The organism is Lysobacter sp. Root667 (genome assembly GCF_001427715.1).
Taxonomy (GTDB): Bacteria; Pseudomonadota; Gammaproteobacteria; order Xanthomonadales; family Xanthomonadaceae; genus Lysobacter.
The window spans coordinates 128582-145428 of the sequence record NZ_LMHF01000014.1; the positions used below are offsets into that span (position 1 = coordinate 128582).

A 16847-nucleotide genomic window follows, 5' to 3' on the forward strand; every position below is an offset into this window, starting at 1 on the left:
CAAAACGCAGCAGTAGGTTCAAATTTCGTTAGCCACTCGTTAACAAGCCTGTGATTTTGCTCACATTTTAGCTGCCGGCTACTTCAGGACCCGTTTCGCCCCGCTGTAATGGTCGCGCCAATAGGGCCCGTCCAGGTGATCCAGGCGGACCGTGCCGCCGGTGCTAGGGGCGTGCACGAAACGGCCCTCGCCGACGTAGATGCCGACATGGCTGACGTTGCCGGAACTGCCGAAAAACACCAGGTCGGCGGCAGCCAGGCGTTCGGGGGCGATCCTCGGGCCCTGGAAGCCGGCCAGGTCGCGTGAGGTCCGCGGCAGGTTCACCGCCAGCATGTCGCGGTAGACGTAGTTGACCAGCCCGGAGCAGTCGAAGCCGCCTTCCGGGGTGTTGCCGCCGTAGCGGTAAGGGGTGCCGACCAGGCTGATCGCGCGCATCAGCACCGAGTTGGCCGAGGCCGGGTCGGCGGGTGCGACCACCGGCCAGACCCGCGGCATCGGCGACGGGGTGGGGCGGCGTACGGTTTCGCGGCCGCCGCCGCAGGCCGCGAGCAGGGCGCAAACCGCGCCGATCAGCAGCCGGCGCGCGCCGGCGAGCGGCAAGGGGCGGGTACTGCGTGCTGGCGCGAGGGCGGTGTTGCCGGGATAATGCGCGGCCTTCTTCATGCCGCGTAGCTTGGCCGCTGGCGCCGGTGGCGACAAGCCTCCGCCGCGCCGGTCCCGCTGCAGCGGCCGCCGTCTTACCCATCCGCGCCGCTCCGTCGGCCGCCAGTCGAGCCCCAGAATGAAAATCGAGAAAGATCGCGTCGTCCTTTTCCATTACACCGTCTCCGAAGCCGGCCAGGAGCCGCTGGAGAGCTCGGAAGGCCGCGGTCCGCTGGCGATCCTGATCGGCCACGGCAACATCATTCCGGGCCTGGAAAACGCGATGGAAGGCCGCGAGGCCGGTGAGAAGTTCGAAGTCGACGTCGCCGCGGCCGACGCCTACGGCGTGCGCCAGGACGGCCTGACCCAGCGCGTGCCGAAGAAGTACTTCAAGGACGCGCGCCTGGAACCGGGCATGCAGGCCGTGCTGCCGACCAACTTCGGCCCGCGCGCCGTGACCATCCTGAAGGTCGGCATGAGCGTGGTCGACGTCGATCTGAACCATCCGATGGCGGGCAAGGATCTGCACTTCGCGGTCGAGATCGTGGAAGTGCGCGAAGCCAGCGCCGAGGAAGTCGAGCACGGCCACGTGCACGGCGATGGCGGCCACCAGCACTGAGCCGCGCTACGACGCAGCAAGGAAAACGGCCCGCGCGATGCGGGCCGTTTTCGTTTGCGGATGAGGGCCGTCGCCCAAGGTCCGGCGCGTCGGTAGGCGCGTGCGCGGCGGGTAGAGTGTCCGCATGATCCCGAACCACGCTGCGCCCGTCGCCGCCCTGGGCCCCTTGCCGCTGGGCGAGCGCATCGACGCGCTCGATGCCCTGCGCGGTATCGCCCTGCTCGGCATCGCGCTGATGAATGTCGAGTCCTTCACCTCCTCGATGCTCGACGCCGGCACCGGCATCGATCCGCGCCAGGCCGGGCCGGACCGGTTCGCCGACGGCTTCGTCTACATCTTCGTGCAGGGCAAGTTCTGGACCCTGTTCGCGCTGTTGTTCGGCATGGGGTTCGCGACTATGAGCGAACGCGCGCGCGCGGCCGGCGCCGACTTCGCGCCGGTCTACCTGCGCCGCAGCTGCGGGTTGCTGGCGATCGGGCTGGCGCACTCGCTGCTGCTGTGGTCCGGCGACATCCTGTTCTGCTACGCGCTGGCTTCGTTCGCCTTGCTGGGCTTGCGCAACGCGCCGCGGGGCGCGTTGTGGCCGATCGGCGGCCTGCTGCATCTGACCATCGTCGCGACGTTGTTGACGGCGACCGCAGAGATCGCCGTGGCCGGCAATGCCGGCGGCGGCGCCGGCGACACGGCCGCCGAAAACGCGCTGCGCAGCGCCGAGGCCGCCGCCTATGCCCACGGCAGCTACGCCGAAGCGGTGGCGCTGCGCTGGCGCTATTTCCTCGAACAGAACCTGAGCACCCTGTGGGTGTACGTGCCGATGGCGCTGGGCATGTTCGCGATAGGCGCCTGGTTCGTGCGCAGCGGCGCCATCGTCGATCCGGCGCGTCACCACCGGCTCTACGCCGGCTTGCGGTGGGGCGCGGGCCTGCTGGGTCTGGCGATCACCCTGGGCGGCCTGGCGATCGACAGCGAGCCGGTGCTGGTCGGGGGCCGCTTGAGCGCGGCCGACATGCTCTCGGCGACGATGGAGCTCGCGGCCGCGCCGCTGATGTCGCTGGCCTACCTGGCCTGGCTGGTACGCACGCTGCAACGCGGCGCGCGCTGGCCGCTGCTGTTCGCGCCGGCCGGACGCATGGCCCTCACCCTGTACTTGATGCAATCGCTGGCCGGCACCCTGGTGTTCTACGGCTACGGCCTGGGCCTGTGGGGACAGGTTTCACGCGCGCCGCAGGTGCTCGGCGCCTGCGTGCTCTTCGTCCTGCAGCTGGCGTTCGCGCAAGCCTGGTTTGCGCGCTTCCGCTACGGACCGATGGAATGGCTATGGCGCTGGTTCACCTACGCCCGGCGGCCGGCGTTGCGGCGCGCGGCAGTGCCGACCTCGCCCTGAGCGGAAAGAACGGCCCGCCGCGAAAGATGGTTGGTGGAAAACGTCCACATCCGTTACTGTTTCGTTCCACAACTCATGCGATCGATCGCCTTGGGCCTGCGTTCCTTCGCCGAGTTCTTCAACCGTAAGTGCCGCTACGGCGCGTTTTCGAAATGCGGAAACAGCGAATAGCGCCCGCCGTCGGATTGCGATCACACTTCCGGATCTTCGTTCGAGCCGAGCACTGCCTTGTCGAGTGAATCCCTGCAAACCGCGCCCAGCGACGCACCGCGCGATACCGACATCGCGGTGGTCGGCGGCGGCGTGATCGGTCTGGCCACGGCGCTGGCCTTGCTGAACGACGGTCGCCGCGTCTGCGTGCTGGAAGCGAACACGCTCGGCAGCGGCAGTTCGCACGGAAACTGTGGAACGATTACGCCCAGCCACGCGACCCCGCTGGCGGCGCCCGGCGTGATCACCCAGGCGCTGCGCTGGATGCTCACGCCCGACGCGCCGCTGTACGTGCACCCGCGCCTGGACCCGCGCCTGTGGAGCTGGCTGCTGCGCTTCGCCCTGCGCTGCAATGCGCGCGACTGGCGCCAGAGCGCGCTGGCGAAATCCGCGCTGCTCAGCGACTCGCGCGAACGCCTGCAGGATTGGGTGCGCGACTACGGCCTGCAGTGCGAGTTCGAACAGACCGGCGTCGACTACGTGTTCCGCGACGCGCGCGCCTTCGCCGCCGGCCAGATCGAACTGGACCTGCTGCGCGAACTCGGCATCCGCATCGAACTGATCGACGGCCGCGCTTACGAAGCGCGCGATCCCGCGTTCAAGCCCGGCGTCGCCGGCGCGATCTGTTTCGATCACGACGCGGTGCTGCGACCGGACCGCTACGTCGATGCGCTGGCCAACGCGGTGCGCGAACGCGGCGGCGTGATCGTCGAAGGCTGCGCCTTGCGCGGCCTCGACAGCGGCGCCGGCGGCGTTGCGCTCGACACCGCCCAGGGCCCGCTGCGCGCGCGCGAAGTCGTGCTCGCGCTCGGCGCCTGGTCGCCGAAGCTGTCCGATGCGATCGGCCTGCCGTCGCTGCGGCGCACGATCCAGCCGGGCAAGGGCTATTCGATCACCTACGACCGCCCGGCCCTGGTGCCGCGGCGCCCGGTGGTGCTGCGCGAGCGCAAGGTCTGCGTGACCGCCTGGGGCAGCGGCTACCGCCTGGGCAGCACCATGGAATTTTCCGGTTACGACGACAGCCTCAACCCGCGCCGCCTGGCGGCGCTGGAACGCGGCGCCGCCGAATACCTGCACCAGCCGGTCGGTCCGGTCGAGCGCGAGCGCTGGTACGGCTGGCGCCCGATGAGCAGCGACGACGTCCCGCTGATCGGCCGCGTGCCCGGCCGCGACCGCCTGTGGCTGGCCACCGGCCACGGCATGATGGGCGTGAGCATGAGCGCCGGTACCGGCCAGCTCGTCGCCGACCTGATCGCCGGCCGCGCGCCCGCGATCGATCCCACGCCTTATCGCCCGGAGCGTTTCGCATGAGCGACGACAAGCGTGCCCCTGAAAAGCCTGCCCTTGAAAAGCCTGCCCTCGAAAAGCGCGACCCCGAAAAGCGCGACTTCGACCTGATCGTGATCGGCGGCGGCTCCGGCGGCCTGGCCGGCGCCTTCCGCGCCGCCGAACACGGCGCCCGCGTCGCTCTGCTGGAACCGGATCTGCTCGGCGGCACCTGCGTCAACGTCGGCTGCGTGCCGAAGAAGGCGATGTGGCTGGCGGCCGACGTCGCCGGCCGGCTGCGCATGGCCCGCGACCTGGGCTTCGACGTGGCCGAGTCGTCGAGCCTGGACTGGCCGACCTTCGTCGCCCACCGTCAGCGCTACATCGCCAACATCCACGACAGCTACCGCCGCCGGCTCGACGCCGCCGGCATCGTGGTCGCGCCGATGCGCGCGCGCTTCATCGACGCGCGCACCATTGAATGCATGGACGGCGTGCGCTTGAGCGCGGGCAATATCCTGATCGCCACCGGCGGCCATCCGCTGCGGCCGCAGTTGCCGGGCGCCGAACTCGGCGGCGTCTCCGACGATTTTTTCCAATGGACTGCCGCACCCGAGCGCGTGGCCATCGTCGGCGGCGGCTACATCGCGGTCGAGCTGGCTGGCCTGCTGCAGGCCTTGGGCAGCCGCGTCGATCTGCTGGTGCGCGGCAAGCTGTTGGACGGCTTCGACGTCGAGCTGGTCGAGCAGTTGATCGAGGACTACCGCCACGCTGGCGTGCGCCTGCAGTTCGGGCATCGCCTGGCCGCGGTCGAGCGCGACGGCGAAGGCGTGCGCCTGCGCGACGCCGACGGCAGCCTCAGCGATCGCTACGACCGCCTGCTGTTCGCGACCGGCCGCCGCGCCAATACCGCCTCGCTGGATCTGGCCGCGGCCGGCGTCGCCGTCGATGCGCGAGGCTACGTGCAGGTCGATGCGCGCCACGCCACCAACGTGGCCGGTATCCACGCGGTCGGCGACGTCACCGCCGATCCCGCCCTGACCCCGGTCGCGATCGCCGCCGCGCGCCGGCTGATGGACCGTCTCTATGGCGGTGCCGACGCGGTGCTGGACCAGCGCGACATTCCATCGGTGGTGTTCTCGCATCCGCCGATCGGCAGGGTCGGCCTGACCGAGGCGCAGGCGAGAGAGCGCCTCGGCGACCAGGTGTACGTCTATCGGGCCGGGTTCCGGCCGATGTTGCATGCTTTGGCGAATTCTCCGCAGCGCAGTCTGTTCAAACTGGTCTGCATCGGCGAGGAGCGTCGGGTGGTCGGTATCCACCTGATGGGCGAGGCCGCCGACGAGATCCTGCAGGGCTTCGCGGTCGCGCTCAAATGCGGAATCACCCTCGACCATTTGCGCGACACGGTCGCGATCCATCCCACCAGCGCCGAGGAAGTGGTGCTGATGCGTTGAGTCGCCGCCGCCGGAGTGTGGGACCGAATACGCAGATCCATCCATCAGGGAGCGAAACGCATGAAGCAGCGGTGGCAGGTTTGGATGCTGGTGGGCGCGCTGATCGCCGCGCCAGCCGCGCAAGGCATGGAGATCGCCGACCTGCTCTCCGCACCGCAGCCGGAAGCGCCGGTGGCCGCGGCCAAGGCGCCGGTCATCGCCTGGGCGGCGAACGAGCGCGGCGTGCGCAACCTCTGGGTCGCGCGCGCGCCGGAATTCGTGCCGCGCCAGCTCACCGCCTACGACCGAGACGACGGCCAGCTGCTGAGCTCGCTCGCGCTCAGCGCCGACGGCCGCACTCTGGCCTATGTACGCGGCGGCGGGCCCGATGCGGCCGGCAATGCCAGCAATCCCACCGGCGATCCCGACGGCGCCGAACAGGCGGTGTGGGCCGTGCCCACCGACGGTTCCAGCGCGCCCCAGCGCGTGGCCGCGGGCCGTAGCGTGACCTTCGTACCCGGTGGCGACGCCCTGATCGTGCAGGGCAAGGGCGTGGGCTGCTATCCGCATGCCTACGCCAAGGCGCCGGCCTGGTGCGTGGAAGGGCTGCTGAAGACGCGCGGCGCCAACAGCGTGGCCGCGTTCTCGCCCGATGGCGGGCGTCTGCTGTTCGTGAGCAATCGCGGCGATCACAGCTTCGTCGGCGTGCTCGATCTGGCCGCGCGCTCGGTGCGCTGGATCGCCCCGGACTACAACAACGACAGCGCGCCGGTGTGGTCGCCGGACGGCAAGCGCATCGCCTTCCTGCGCACCGCTGGCACGCGCCCGGGCCAGGCATTCGACCTGACCGCGGCCAACCCGTTCGAGATCTGGGTCGCGGACGCCGACAACGGCCTGGCGCGGCGCCTGTACCGCTCCGGCGCCAACGCTGGCGGTTATGCGCAGTTCGCGGTGCCCGAGCCGTTGCGCTGGAGCCGCGACGGGCGCCTCTCGTTCAGTTCGGAAGAGAGCGGCTGGCTGCACTGGTACGCACTGGCGCCCGACGGCGGCGCGCCGGTCGCGATCAGCCGCGGCGAATGCGAAGTCGAGACCGCGAGCCTGAGCGACACCGGCATCCTGGTCTACAGCGCCAACTGCGACGACATCGAACGCCGCCAACTGTACGCGGCCTCCGCCGGTGCCGCGCCGAAGCGGCTGAGCGGCGACGGCCAGATCGCCACCGACCCGCTGCCGCTGTCCGACGCGCAGTGGATCGCGTTCCGCCACGCCGACGCGCACCGTCCGACCGCGATCGCGGTGATGCCGGCCGGCGGCGGCGAGCCGCGCCGGATCTTCCCGGCGCAGCTGCCGGCCGCGTTCCCGGCCGCTGCCCTGGTCGAGCCCAAGCCCGTGACCCTGCGCGCCGCCGACGGCGTGATTTCGCACGCGACGGTGTTCATGCCGCCGGCCAGCTACAAGGGCAAACGCCCGGCCCTGGTCTACGTGCACGGCGGTCCGATCCGGCAGATGCTGCCCGGCTGGCACTACAGCAGCTACTACTACAACGACTACGCCGGCAACCAATGGCTGGCCAGCCGCGGTTTCGTGGTGCTGGCGCTGAATTACCGCGCCGGCACCGGCTACGGCCAGGCCTTCCGGCGCGCGGCCAAGCAGGGCCCGCGCGGCGCCAGCGAGTACCAGGACGTGCTGGCCGCGCGCGCCCATCTGGCCGGGCTGGCCGACGTCGACGCGAGCCGCATCGGCATCTACGGCGGCTCCTACGGCGGTTATCTGACCGCGCAGGCCTTGTCGCGCAATTCCGACCTGTTCGCGGCCGGCGTCGACCGCCACGGTGTGCACGACTGGCGCGAGAGCGCCAAGGGCGGCGACAACAGCGGCCTGTGGGGGCTCAAGCCCGACGAGCTCGAAGTCGCCGGCGCGTCCTCGCCGGTCGCGCGCATCGACGGCTGGCGCTCGCCGGCGCTGTTCGTGCACGGCGACGACGACCGCGCGGTCAAGTTCAGCCAGAGCGTCGACCTGGTCGAGCGCTTGCGTGCGCGCGGCGCGCCGGTGGAAACCCTGGTCATCCCGGACGAGGACCACTTCTTCCTGCGCTACGCGACCTGGATGCAGGTGCACCGCAGTACCATGGACTTCTTCGAGCGCCAGCTGAAACCCTGAGCCGACATGAGCACCGTCCCCGCGCCGACCGAACCGGTCTTCGAACTCCATCGCGGCAGCGCGCCGCTGCTGATCAGCCTGCCGCACGACGGCAGCGCGATCCCGGCGGCGCTGGCCGAGCGCATGCAGCCCTCGGCGCGGCGCGCACCCGACACCGACTGGCACGTGTCGCGGCTGTACGCGTTCGCGCGCGAGCTCGGCGCCTCGATCCTGGTGCCGCGCTATTCGCGCTACGTGGTCGATCTCAACCGTCCGCCCGACGACACCTCGCTGTACCCGGGCCAGAACACCACCGGCCTGTGTCCGGCCGTGCAATTCACCGGCGAGCCGGTCTACCTCGACGGCCAGGCGCCGTCGCCGCAAGAAGTCGCCGAGCGCGTCGCGAAGTATTGGCGCCCGTACCACGAGAACCTCGACGCCGAGCTCGCGCGCCTGCGCGGCGAGCACGGCCGCGTGGTGCTGTGGGAAGGCCATTCGATCAAGGGCAGCGAGCTTCCGTTCCTGTTCGAAGGCCGTCTGCCGGATCTCAACCTGGGCACTTCGGGCGGCGCCAGTTGCTCGCCGCAGCTGCAGGCGCGGCTGGAAGCGGTGCTGGCCGGGCAGGGCGGCTACGACTGGATCGTCAACGGCCGCTTCAAGGGCGGTTACATCACCCGCCATTACGCCTCGCCCGACACCGGCGTGCAGGCGGTGCAGCTGGAGCTGAGCCAGCGCAACTACATGGACGAAGCCAGCTTCGCCTACGACGAAGCCAAGGCCGCGAAGTTGCAGCCGTTGCTGGCCGAACTGCTGCGCACCTGCCTGGCCGGATGAACGTTACGGCCGCAGTGCCCGCGCTGAGTGTGTCGCAGGCGCGCGCGCTGCACTTGAGCGCGCAGGGCCTGCTCGCGCGTCCGCGCCGGCGCGCGCGCAAGGCCGATTTGCTGGACACGATCGCGCGCATGCAGCTGCTGCAGATCGACACCATCCACATCGTCGCGCGCAGCCCCTACCTGGTGCTGTACTCGCGGTTGGGCGCCTATCCGCAGAGCTGGCTGGAAGACTTGCTGGCGCAGCGCGAGATCTTCGAGCTGTGGGCCCACGAAGCCTGCTTCGCGCCGATGAGCGACTACCTGCTGCATCGCAGCGCCCATTCGCAGCGCGCCCACCATTGGGCGATCCGCAACGCCGAGCAGCATCACCAGGCCAGCGGCGCCAAGATCGACCGTTTGCTCGCGCACATCCGCGAACTCGGCCCGGTCAAATCGTCGGACTTCGAACGCGAGCAGGCGGGCGGCGGCGGTTGGTGGGGCTGGAAGGACGAGAAGCGCTGGCTGGAGTCCGCGTTCGCGCTGGGCGAGCTGATGGTCGCGCGTCGCGAGAACTTTCACCGGGTCTACGACCTGGCCGAACGCGTGGCCGGCGCGGTCGTGCCCGACTGGAACACGGCCCGGCTCGACGCCGCCGCGGTGCGGCGCGAGACCATCCTCAAATCGGTGCGCGCACTCGGCCTGACCCAGGCGCGTTGGATCGCCGACTACTACCGCACCAAGCCGCGCCTGCGCGACGCTGATCTCGACGCGCTGGTCGCCGAAGGCGCGTTACTGCGCGTGCCGGTCAAGGGCTGGGACGCGCCCGGCTACGTCCATGCCGATCACGCCCAGTCGCTGGCGCTGGCCGGCGCAGGCCGCCTGCGTGCGACCCATGCGACCCTGCTGTCGCCGTTCGACCCGGTGGTCTGGGATCGCGAACGCGCGAGCGAGTTCTTCGGCTTCGACTACACCCTGGAGTGCTACACGCCCGAGCCCAAGCGCCGCTACGGCTACTTCGTGCTGCCGATCCTCGCGCGCGGCCGCCTGGTCGGCCGCCTGGACGCCAAGGCGCACCGCCGCGAAGGCGTGTTCGAGGTCAAGGCCCTATACCTGGAAGAAGATGTCGCCCCCGACGAGGCGCTGATCGCCGACATCGCCCGCGCCATCGACGATTGCGCGCGCTGGCACGCCACGCCCAAGGTCGACCTGGTCCGCTGCCGCCCCGCGGCCCTGCGCACGCCGCTGCGCGCCGCGTTGCGCGCTCTCCGATCCGCCTGATCTGAGGGTTTGAGGCGGGAGCGGCGCAAGCAGCGACCGCGTCACGACGCATGCGGCGCGGGATTCTGGGAGTGTTTCGATCCAGCGAGCCGCGTTGCGCCGTAATTTGCCTTGGCCCGGTCGCGGCTTACGCCGCTCCTACCCCGGAGCGAGGGCTGCTTAGCGCCCCGGCACTCGGCAGCATAAGGTCTTGGCGCGGAACCGCAGTCCCGATTGCGTGGGGTTGTCGGCATCGCAGCCGTAACCGCCCTGGTCGTTGTTGTGGCCGACGATTTGGCCGTACTGGATCAACTGCAGGTCGACGAAGTCCCAGTTGCAGCCGCCGCTGACCATGGCGTAATCGCCGGTCGCGGGGCAGGCGGCCGTCGCCGATGCCTGCGTGCCGGCCGGGACGCTGACCCAGTCGCCGTAGGTGGTGACGCACTGCGGCTTGGTTGCGACCGGCGGCGCGAAGTAACCGGCGATGTCGATCACCAGATGCACGCCGTGCAGGGAATACACCGAGAAGTCGTACTCCGCGGCGGCCGTGGTCCTGACCACCACCTCATTGGCGATGATCTCGCCGGCTCCGTAATTGAGGCTGGAGACATAAGGCCGCGGCGTACCGTAAGCGTGGGCGGTCAGATAGCCGGGCCCGTCGGCCTGCACCGCCACGATGTTGAGCACCACCGCCGGCGCGTCGGCGAGTACGCCGCAGTTGCCGTCGATGCCGCCCTGGTCGACGAAGCTGGCCGCCGCGGCGTTGTAGTTTCGCGTTTCGCCGGCCTGCAGGCGACCGCCGGCCAGGCGCGTATCGACGATCCGGCAAGGCGCCCCGCGGTTGTAGACCAGATCGCTGTCGGGCGTGCTCAGGCTGAGCGCGGCCTGCGCGAGTTGCGCGGCGTCCAGAGGCGCGGCAGTCGGCAGCGCAACCTGTGAGGATGCGATCGAAGCGGGAAGCGTCGTCGTCGCCATCGGCGCGCGCGCGGATGCCGGCGCGCGCTGCGCGCCCATCTGCGTTTCCGCTTTAATCGTGGTGCGCAACAACAGAGCCGCTGGCGCAGCCAGGGCGACGCCGACGATCAGGGCCAGATGGATGCGTCGCATCGTGATCTCCAGCGCGCCGCTCAGCGGCCCGGAACGCGGCAGCAGATGCCTTCGGCAACCGCCTGCGAGGGCTCGGTGCCGGTATCGTTCACGTGCTGCGCATGGCACTGGTAGCTGTCGGTGAACGAGGCCGGCGACTTGCCGAAGCTGAGGAAGTACAGGCCGCGCGCCGCCTGCGGATCCACGGCGCGGCAACCGCCGCCGGTCAGGCTGTAGCCGACCGGGCAATTCGGCGTCGAGAATTCGATATAGGGCACGATGTTGCGGGGAATCGAGACAGGATCCGAGCGCACCTGTACGCAATCCAGCGCGGTCGTGCGCGGCGCCATGAAGTAGCCGACCACGTCGATCACCAGGTCCGCGGCGGCGTAGGTGTAGACCGAGAAGTCCTGCGGCTGGCCCAGGCTCTGCCCGGCGATGATCTCGTTGGCCGCGACGCGCCCGGCGTGGTAGTTGAGGCTGGCGGCGTTCGGACGGTTGAAGCCGTACGGGTACACGGTCATGTAGCCGTCGGTATCGGGCGTCACGGCAACGGCGTTCAACACCACCGCCGAAGCGTCGGCCGGCATTGCGCAATCAGAATCCGCGCCGCCTTGCGCTACGAAGCTCGCGCCGGACGAACTGAAGGATCGGGTTTCGCCCGCGGCCATGCGGCCGCCGGCATTGCGGGTGTCGACGATCCGGCACGGCGTCACCATGGTGTAGACCAGATCGCGTGCCGGGTTGCCCACCGCCATCACTTCGGCGCGCGTGCCCTGGGAGCGGGCCAGGCCGTCGATGGCCAGCGCATCGGACGTACGCTGACCCAGCAGCGTGCCCATCATGCCCTCGTAGGTGCGCATGCCGGCCGCTTTCTTCAGATTGGCCAGGTCGGCCTGGGCGAAGCTCTCGCGCATCGCCCGCGCCCACTGCATCGGCGCGACGCCGTAGACCTTGTGCACATGGCCCGACCACTGCCGCACGATGGCGCTGGCGGCTTGTCCACGTGCGGTGTGCGGCACATAACGATCCTGCGCGACGGCAGGCAGCAACGAGGCGGCCAACAAGGCCCCCAGCCAGATCGACTTAGTGCAGATCGACTTCACCCAGATCGACTTCATGTCTTCCCCAAGACAGCCGTATGCGTACGGTGCGGGGCAGGCTACAGGCAAGCCGCCGATGCGGCAATAGGTAGCGGCGTCGGACGACGGCGTCCCGATCCATGCGATCGGAGCGTCGCGGCCGGGCCCGGTTCGGGCACGACACGCGACGCCGCAAGATCGATCAGACTTCCAGCGTCGCCAGGTCGCCCTTGGTTTCCAGCCACTGCTTGCGGTCGCCCGCGCGCTTCTTGGCCAGCAGCATGTCCATCAGCGAATGGGTTTCGGTGCCGTCGTCGACGGTCAGCTGGACCAGGCGGCGGGTGTCGGGGTGGATGGTCGACTCGCGCAGCTGCGAGGCGTTCATTTCGCCCAGGCCTTTGAAGCGGGTGACGTTGATCGCGCCGCGGATCTTCTCGCGTTCGATCTTCTCCAGCAGGATGCGCTTCTCCTCCTCGTCCAGGGCGTAGAACACCTGTTTGCCCACGTCGACGCGGAACAGCGGCGGCATCGCCACGAAGATATGGCCGGACGCGACCAGGGCCGGGAAGTGGCGCAGGAACAGCGCGCTGAGCAGGGTCGCGATATGCAGGCCGTCGGAGTCGGCGTCGGCGAGGATGATGACCTTGCCGTAACGCAGTCCGCTGATGTCGTCCTTGCCCGGATCGCAACCGATCGCCACCGCCAGATCGTGCACTTCCTGCGAGCCCAGCACGCTGCCGGACGCGACTTCCCAGGTGTTGAGGATCTTGCCGCGCAGCGGCAGGATCGCCTGGAAATCCTTGTCGCGCGCCTGGCGCGCGCTGCCGCCGGCCGAATCGCCTTCGACCAGGAACAGCTCGGTGCGCGACAGGTCCTGCGAGGTGCAGTCGGCGAGCTTGCCGGGCAGGGCCGGGCCCTGGGTGATCTTCTTGCGGACGATCTGCTTTTCGGTTTTCAGGCGCGCCGCGGCGCGTTCGATCGCGAGTTGCGCGATTTTCTCGCCCAGTTCGGTATGCTGGTTGAGCCACAGCGAGAACGCGTCGTGCGCGGCGCCTTCGACGAAGCCGGCGGCCTGGCGCGACGACAGCCGCTCCTTGGTCTGGCCGCTGAACTGCGGGTCGGTCATCTTGACGCTGAGCACGAACGCGACCCGGTCCCAGACGTCTTCCGGCGCCAGCTTGACGCCGCGCGGCAGCAGGTTGCGGAAGTCGCAGAACTCGCGCAGCGCGTCGGTGAAACCGGTGCGCAGGCCGTTGACGTGGGTGCCGTGCTGCGCGGTCGGGATCAGGTTGACGTAGCTTTCCTGCACCAGTTCGCCGTCCGGCACCCAGGCCACCGCCCAGTCGGCGACTTCGGTGTCCTTCTTGAGCTGGCCGACGAACAGCTCCGGCGGCAGCAGCTCGCGGCCTTCGAGTTCGCCGCGCAGGTAGTCGCGCAGGCCGTCCTCGTAGTACCACTGCGCGGTTTCGCCGCTGGCGACATCGAGCAGCTTCACCGTCAGGCCGGGGCAGAGCACGGCCTTGGCGCGCAGCAGGTGCTTGAGCGAGCGCAGGTTGAACTTGGGCGTGTCGAAGTACTTGGGGTCGGGCCAGAAACGCACCCGGGTGCCGGTGTTCTTCTTGCCGACCGTGCCGACGACTTCCAGCGGCGTGGCGCGATCGCCGTCCTTGAAGGTCATGCGGTATTCGTTGGCGTCGCGCTTGATATGCACTTCGACCAGGGTCGACAGCGCGTTGACCACGCTGACGCCGACGCCGTGCAGGCCGCCGGAGAAGGTGTAGTTCTTGTTGCTGAATTTACCGCCCGCGTGCAGCCGGGTCAGGATCAGCTCGACGCCGGGGATCTTCTCCTCGGGGTGGATGTCCACCGGCATGCCGCGGCCGTCGTCGGAGACCTCGCAACTGCCATCGGCGTGCAGGGTCACCTCGATGCTGCGTGCGTGCCCGGCCAGGGCTTCGTCGACCGCGTTGTCGATCACCTCCTGCGCCAGATGGTTCGGCCGGGTGGTGTCGGTATACATGCCCGGACGGCGTTTGACCGGGTCCAGGCCGGAAAGGACTTCGATGTCTGCGGCGTTGTAGCGACTGCTCATGAAACCTGCATGGGTAGTGAGACGGTTAACGCCCCCGGGTCGGCGAGCTGCGAGGCCGCGCCGGTGTAGGGGGTGTAGCGGTAGTCGCCGGGGAAGGCCTCGCCGTTGGCGGGGTCCCGCCGCGGCGGCAGGCTGCCCAGGGGCCAGCGGAAGCCGAACTCGCTCCGGTCCAGCCGGCCACGCATCTTGCCATCACCAGGCGGGTCGGCGAAGGCTTTGCCGTTCGCGATGCGGCCCCGGAACACATATTCCGTGGTCGTGACCGTGCCCCGGCGGGCCAGCGTCAGCCACGGGCGTTAACATTCACCCGTTCAGTCGCTGGCAGGGAAGCAACCGCTACGGTCGCGCCGTCGCTGAGGGGAGCGGCTGAGGCGTCCCGCCTTTCCCTGTTGGCCCCACGACACCGGAGGACCGCACCATGACCACCCGCAAGTATTGGATTCCGAGCCTGATCGCCGCCGCGCTGGTGGCACCGCTGGCGATGGCGCAGGACGCCGCCCAGAACCCGACCGCCGAGCAGGCCGCCGCCCAGGCCCAGAAGAAGGCCGAAGAGGCCGAGAAGGCCAAGGCCGATCAGGCCGCCAAGGACAAGAAGAAAGACAAGAAGAAGGACAAGGCAGCCGACCCGACCGTCGAGCCCGAGGAAGAGGACGGCAAGCGCTGAGTTCCACCGATCGGGCGCGTCCGCGAGGGCGCGCCCGTTTTGCTGACGCGGCGGGTCCGATTTCATCCGGCGTCTTTTGTCCGGCGCCTTTCGTCCGATGCCGCAGCGCCATCGCCAGGATGCCTAATGAGCCCGGAGTCCGCCCCGTTCCAGCAAGTGCTGAGTGCTTACCGGTCGGCGGTGCGCGCCAAGGACGTCGAGGCCTTCCTGGCGATCTACGCCGACGACGTGCAGGTGTTCGACATGTGGGGCGCCTGGTCCCTGCGCGGCATCGAGACCTGGCGCTCGATGGCGACGGAGTGGTTCGCGTCGCTGGGCGACGAATACGTAGTGGTCGAGGCCGACGAGGTCGAGGCCACCGTGGCCGGCGACCTGGCCGTCGGCCACGCCTTCCTGCGCTACACCGGTTACTCCGCCCAGGGCCAGCGGCTGCGCTCGCTCGACAACCGCATCACCGTGGCGATGCGCCGGACCGAGGGAGCGTGGAAGATCTTCCACGAGCACACCTCGGCGCCGATCGATCATGCGACGACCAAGGCCGTACTGCAGCGCGATGGCGGCTGATATGGCCGTATCTTATTGAGTCATCGAAAGGAGTCGGGGAATGTTGAGTCTGCTGGAGGTCGTTTCCGATATCGCCGAACTTTTTCTGTCCTGGCGGTTGTACGTAGGCTTTGCCGTCACCGCGGGCTTGTGCTGGCTGCTCATATCGCTCGTGCCCAATGAGACGGCGCAATGGGTGATCTGCGTCCCGCCCGGCCTGATCGGCATCTTCCTCAGCTTTCGCTGGCAGATTCGCGCCGACAGCCTTTAACGAGGCGATAAGCCGGTCGCTTCGCTCGCGCTGGCGTCGACGCGCGGCAGTGCCGCGCTAGGATTGGACGGCATGAAAACAGGCCTCCTGCTCGTGTTGATCGCATTCTCCAGCCTCGCCCAGGCGCGCGAGCCGCGCTTTACCGTCGTGCGCGTAGACACGCGTACGCAGGACTTGCGCTTGTTCCTGGGCGACGAGCAGGGCGTGCCCTTCCATCGTTTCGCGAAACTCGAGGCCTGGTTGAAGCCGCAGGGCATGCGGCTGCGGTTCGCGATGAACGCAGGCATGTACGAGCCGGACTATTCGCCGGTCGGACTGTTCGTGGCCGACGGCAAGGCGATGACGCCGCTGAATCTGGCCGACGGCAAGGGCAATTTCTATCTCAAGCCGAACGGCGTGTTCCTGGTGACGGATGCCGGTCCGCGAGTCGTCGAGTCGACGCAGTATCCGACCGTGGCGCGCGACGTGCGCCTGGCGACCCAGTCCGGCCCGCTGCTGCTGCGCGACGGGGCGATCCATCCCGGTTTCGATCGCGCCTCGACCTCGCGGCACATCCGCAACGCGGTCGGGGTGAACGGCGATACCGCGTACTTCGTCATCAGCGACGAGCCGGTGACGTTCTACGAGTTGGCGCTGTACTTCCGCGACACCCTGCATTGCGCGAACGCGCTCTACCTGGACGGCGCCATTTCCAGTCTGTACGCCCCCGACCTGGGCCGGCGCGATGCGAAGTCGCGGCTCGGGCCTATCATCGGGGTGGTCGAGTAGTCGCCGGGCGAACCGTCGGGCGACACGGAGGAGGGCACATGGCCGTACGCATCGTCAGGCTGGGCAGCCCGCGCGCCAAGGGCGAGGGCACCCGCATCGGCACGGTGCGGCGGCCGCCGCGCGGCGTGCCCAAGGCCGAGTTCGCCAGCCAGGATTGGTACGACGTCTGGTTCCCGACCCTCGCGCCCAGCGCCGAGATCGTCAAACAGGCCCAGGACGCGCAGACCCCGGCGCAATGGAACGCGTTCGTGCGCAAGTACAAGGTCGAGATGGCCGCGCCGGACGCCAGCCACGCCCTGCAACTGCTGGCGACCCTGTCCCGGCACAGCGACTTCTCGGTCGGCTGCTATTGCGAGGACGAGTCGCATTGTCACCGCTCGGTGCTACGCGAGTTACTGGCCGACAAGGGCGCCAAGCTGGCCTGACGGGCCCGGGAGGGCCGTGGGGTAGGAGCGGCGTAAGCCGCGACCCTCGCCGCCGGCCCGAGTTTCGTGGTCGCGGCTTACGCCGCTCCTACCCCAAAGCTGGGCCGGCGGGCCGGGCCCAGGTCGCTGGAAAGGCCGTCAGGACAGGTTT

17 protein-coding genes are annotated in these 16847 nt (G+C 69.2%); 12 read left to right on the forward strand and 5 right to left on the reverse strand.

Annotated elements, in window-relative coordinates; all coding sequences use genetic code 11:
- Nucleotides 1–78 precede the first annotated feature (78 nt).
- Complete coding sequence (locus ASD78_RS15955; protein ID WP_055901204.1) at nt 79–663, reverse strand: C40 family peptidase; 585 nt, start codon at nt 661–663, stop codon at nt 79–81.
- Nucleotides 664–781: 118 nt separating this feature from the next.
- Between ASD78_RS15955 and ASD78_RS15960 the strand changes: the two genes are divergently transcribed.
- The 7 genes from ASD78_RS15960 to ASD78_RS15990 all read left to right on the forward strand — a co-directional run bounded on the left by ASD78_RS15960 (nt 782) and on the right by ASD78_RS15990 (nt 9786).
- Entirely contained in the window at nt 782–1261 is a 480-nt protein-coding gene (locus tag ASD78_RS15960) for a peptidylprolyl isomerase (RefSeq protein ID WP_055901201.1), read from the forward strand.
- A 124-nt stretch (nt 1262–1385) separates the two neighbouring features.
- Complete coding sequence (locus ASD78_RS15965) at nt 1386–2645, forward strand: DUF418 domain-containing protein (RefSeq protein ID WP_056103218.1); 1260 nt, start codon at nt 1386–1388, stop codon at nt 2643–2645.
- 228 nt (nt 2646–2873) lie between these two features.
- On the forward strand, nt 2874–4166 hold the full coding sequence (locus ASD78_RS15970; protein ID WP_200944241.1) for an FAD-dependent oxidoreductase: 1293 nt from the start codon (nt 2874–2876) through the stop codon (nt 4164–4166).
- Nucleotides 4163–5578, forward strand: a complete 1416-nt coding sequence (gorA, locus tag ASD78_RS15975) for a glutathione-disulfide reductase (RefSeq protein WP_082575672.1) — start codon at nt 4163–4165, stop codon at nt 5576–5578. The genes ASD78_RS15970 and gorA overlap by 4 nt, the downstream gene beginning before the upstream one ends.
- A 60-nt stretch (nt 5579–5638) precedes the next feature.
- Entirely contained in the window at nt 5639–7717 is a 2079-nt protein-coding gene (locus ASD78_RS15980) for a prolyl oligopeptidase family serine peptidase (RefSeq protein WP_056103221.1), read from the forward strand.
- 6 nt (nt 7718–7723) lie between these two features.
- Nucleotides 7724–8530 (forward strand): N-formylglutamate deformylase, encoded by an 807-nt coding sequence (gene hutG, locus ASD78_RS15985; RefSeq protein ID WP_056103225.1) that lies wholly within the window; start codon nt 7724–7726, stop codon nt 8528–8530.
- Nucleotides 8527–9786 carry a crosslink repair DNA glycosylase YcaQ family protein gene (locus tag ASD78_RS15990; protein ID WP_056103229.1) on the forward strand — a complete coding sequence of 420 codons (1260 nt, stop codon included), beginning with the start codon at nt 8527–8529 and terminating at the stop codon, nt 9784–9786. Before hutG ends, ASD78_RS15990 begins: the two co-directional genes overlap by 4 nt.
- A 159-nt stretch (nt 9787–9945) precedes the next feature.
- Here ASD78_RS15990 and ASD78_RS15995 read toward each other — a convergent pair whose 3' ends face one another.
- The 4 genes from ASD78_RS15995 to ASD78_RS16010 form a co-directional block, all read right to left on the reverse strand.
- On the reverse strand, nt 9946–10872 hold the full coding sequence (locus ASD78_RS15995; RefSeq protein ID WP_056103232.1) for a hypothetical protein: 927 nt from the start codon (nt 10870–10872) through the stop codon (nt 9946–9948).
- Nucleotides 10873–10892: 20 nt separating this feature from the next.
- On the reverse strand, nt 10893–11972 hold the full coding sequence (locus tag ASD78_RS16000) for a hypothetical protein (RefSeq protein WP_056103235.1): 1080 nt from the start codon (nt 11970–11972) through the stop codon (nt 10893–10895).
- Nucleotides 11973–12135: 163 nt separating this feature from the next.
- Nucleotides 12136–14025 carry a DNA topoisomerase IV subunit B gene (gene parE / locus ASD78_RS16005; RefSeq protein WP_055901182.1) on the reverse strand — a complete coding sequence of 630 codons (1890 nt, stop codon included), beginning with the start codon at nt 14023–14025 and terminating at the stop codon, nt 12136–12138.
- Nucleotides 14022–14270 (reverse strand): hypothetical protein, encoded by a 249-nt coding sequence (locus tag ASD78_RS16010; protein WP_156087827.1) that lies wholly within the window; start codon nt 14268–14270, stop codon nt 14022–14024. The genes parE and ASD78_RS16010 overlap by 4 nt, the downstream gene beginning before the upstream one ends.
- Nucleotides 14271–14443: 173 nt before the next feature.
- Here ASD78_RS16010 and ASD78_RS16015 point away from each other — a divergent pair, with 173 nt between their 5' ends.
- From ASD78_RS16015 to ASD78_RS16035, 5 genes are all read left to right on the forward strand, one after another.
- Complete coding sequence (locus ASD78_RS16015) at nt 14444–14689, forward strand: hypothetical protein (RefSeq protein ID WP_055901175.1); 246 nt, start codon at nt 14444–14446, stop codon at nt 14687–14689.
- Nucleotides 14690–14815: 126 nt separating this feature from the next.
- Nucleotides 14816–15253 (forward strand): nuclear transport factor 2 family protein, encoded by a 438-nt coding sequence (locus ASD78_RS16020; protein WP_055901172.1) that lies wholly within the window; start codon nt 14816–14818, stop codon nt 15251–15253.
- A gap of 40 nt (nt 15254–15293) precedes the next feature.
- Nucleotides 15294–15503 (forward strand): hypothetical protein, encoded by a 210-nt coding sequence (locus ASD78_RS16025; protein WP_055901168.1) that lies wholly within the window; start codon nt 15294–15296, stop codon nt 15501–15503.
- A 72-nt stretch (nt 15504–15575) separates the two neighbouring features.
- On the forward strand, nt 15576–16271 hold the full coding sequence (locus tag ASD78_RS16030) for a phosphodiester glycosidase family protein (protein ID WP_055901165.1): 696 nt from the start codon (nt 15576–15578) through the stop codon (nt 16269–16271).
- Between the two features lie 38 nt (nt 16272–16309).
- Entirely contained in the window at nt 16310–16696 is a 387-nt protein-coding gene (locus tag ASD78_RS16035; RefSeq protein WP_056103241.1) for a DUF488 family protein, read from the forward strand.
- Nucleotides 16697–16847: the final 151 nt, after the last annotated feature.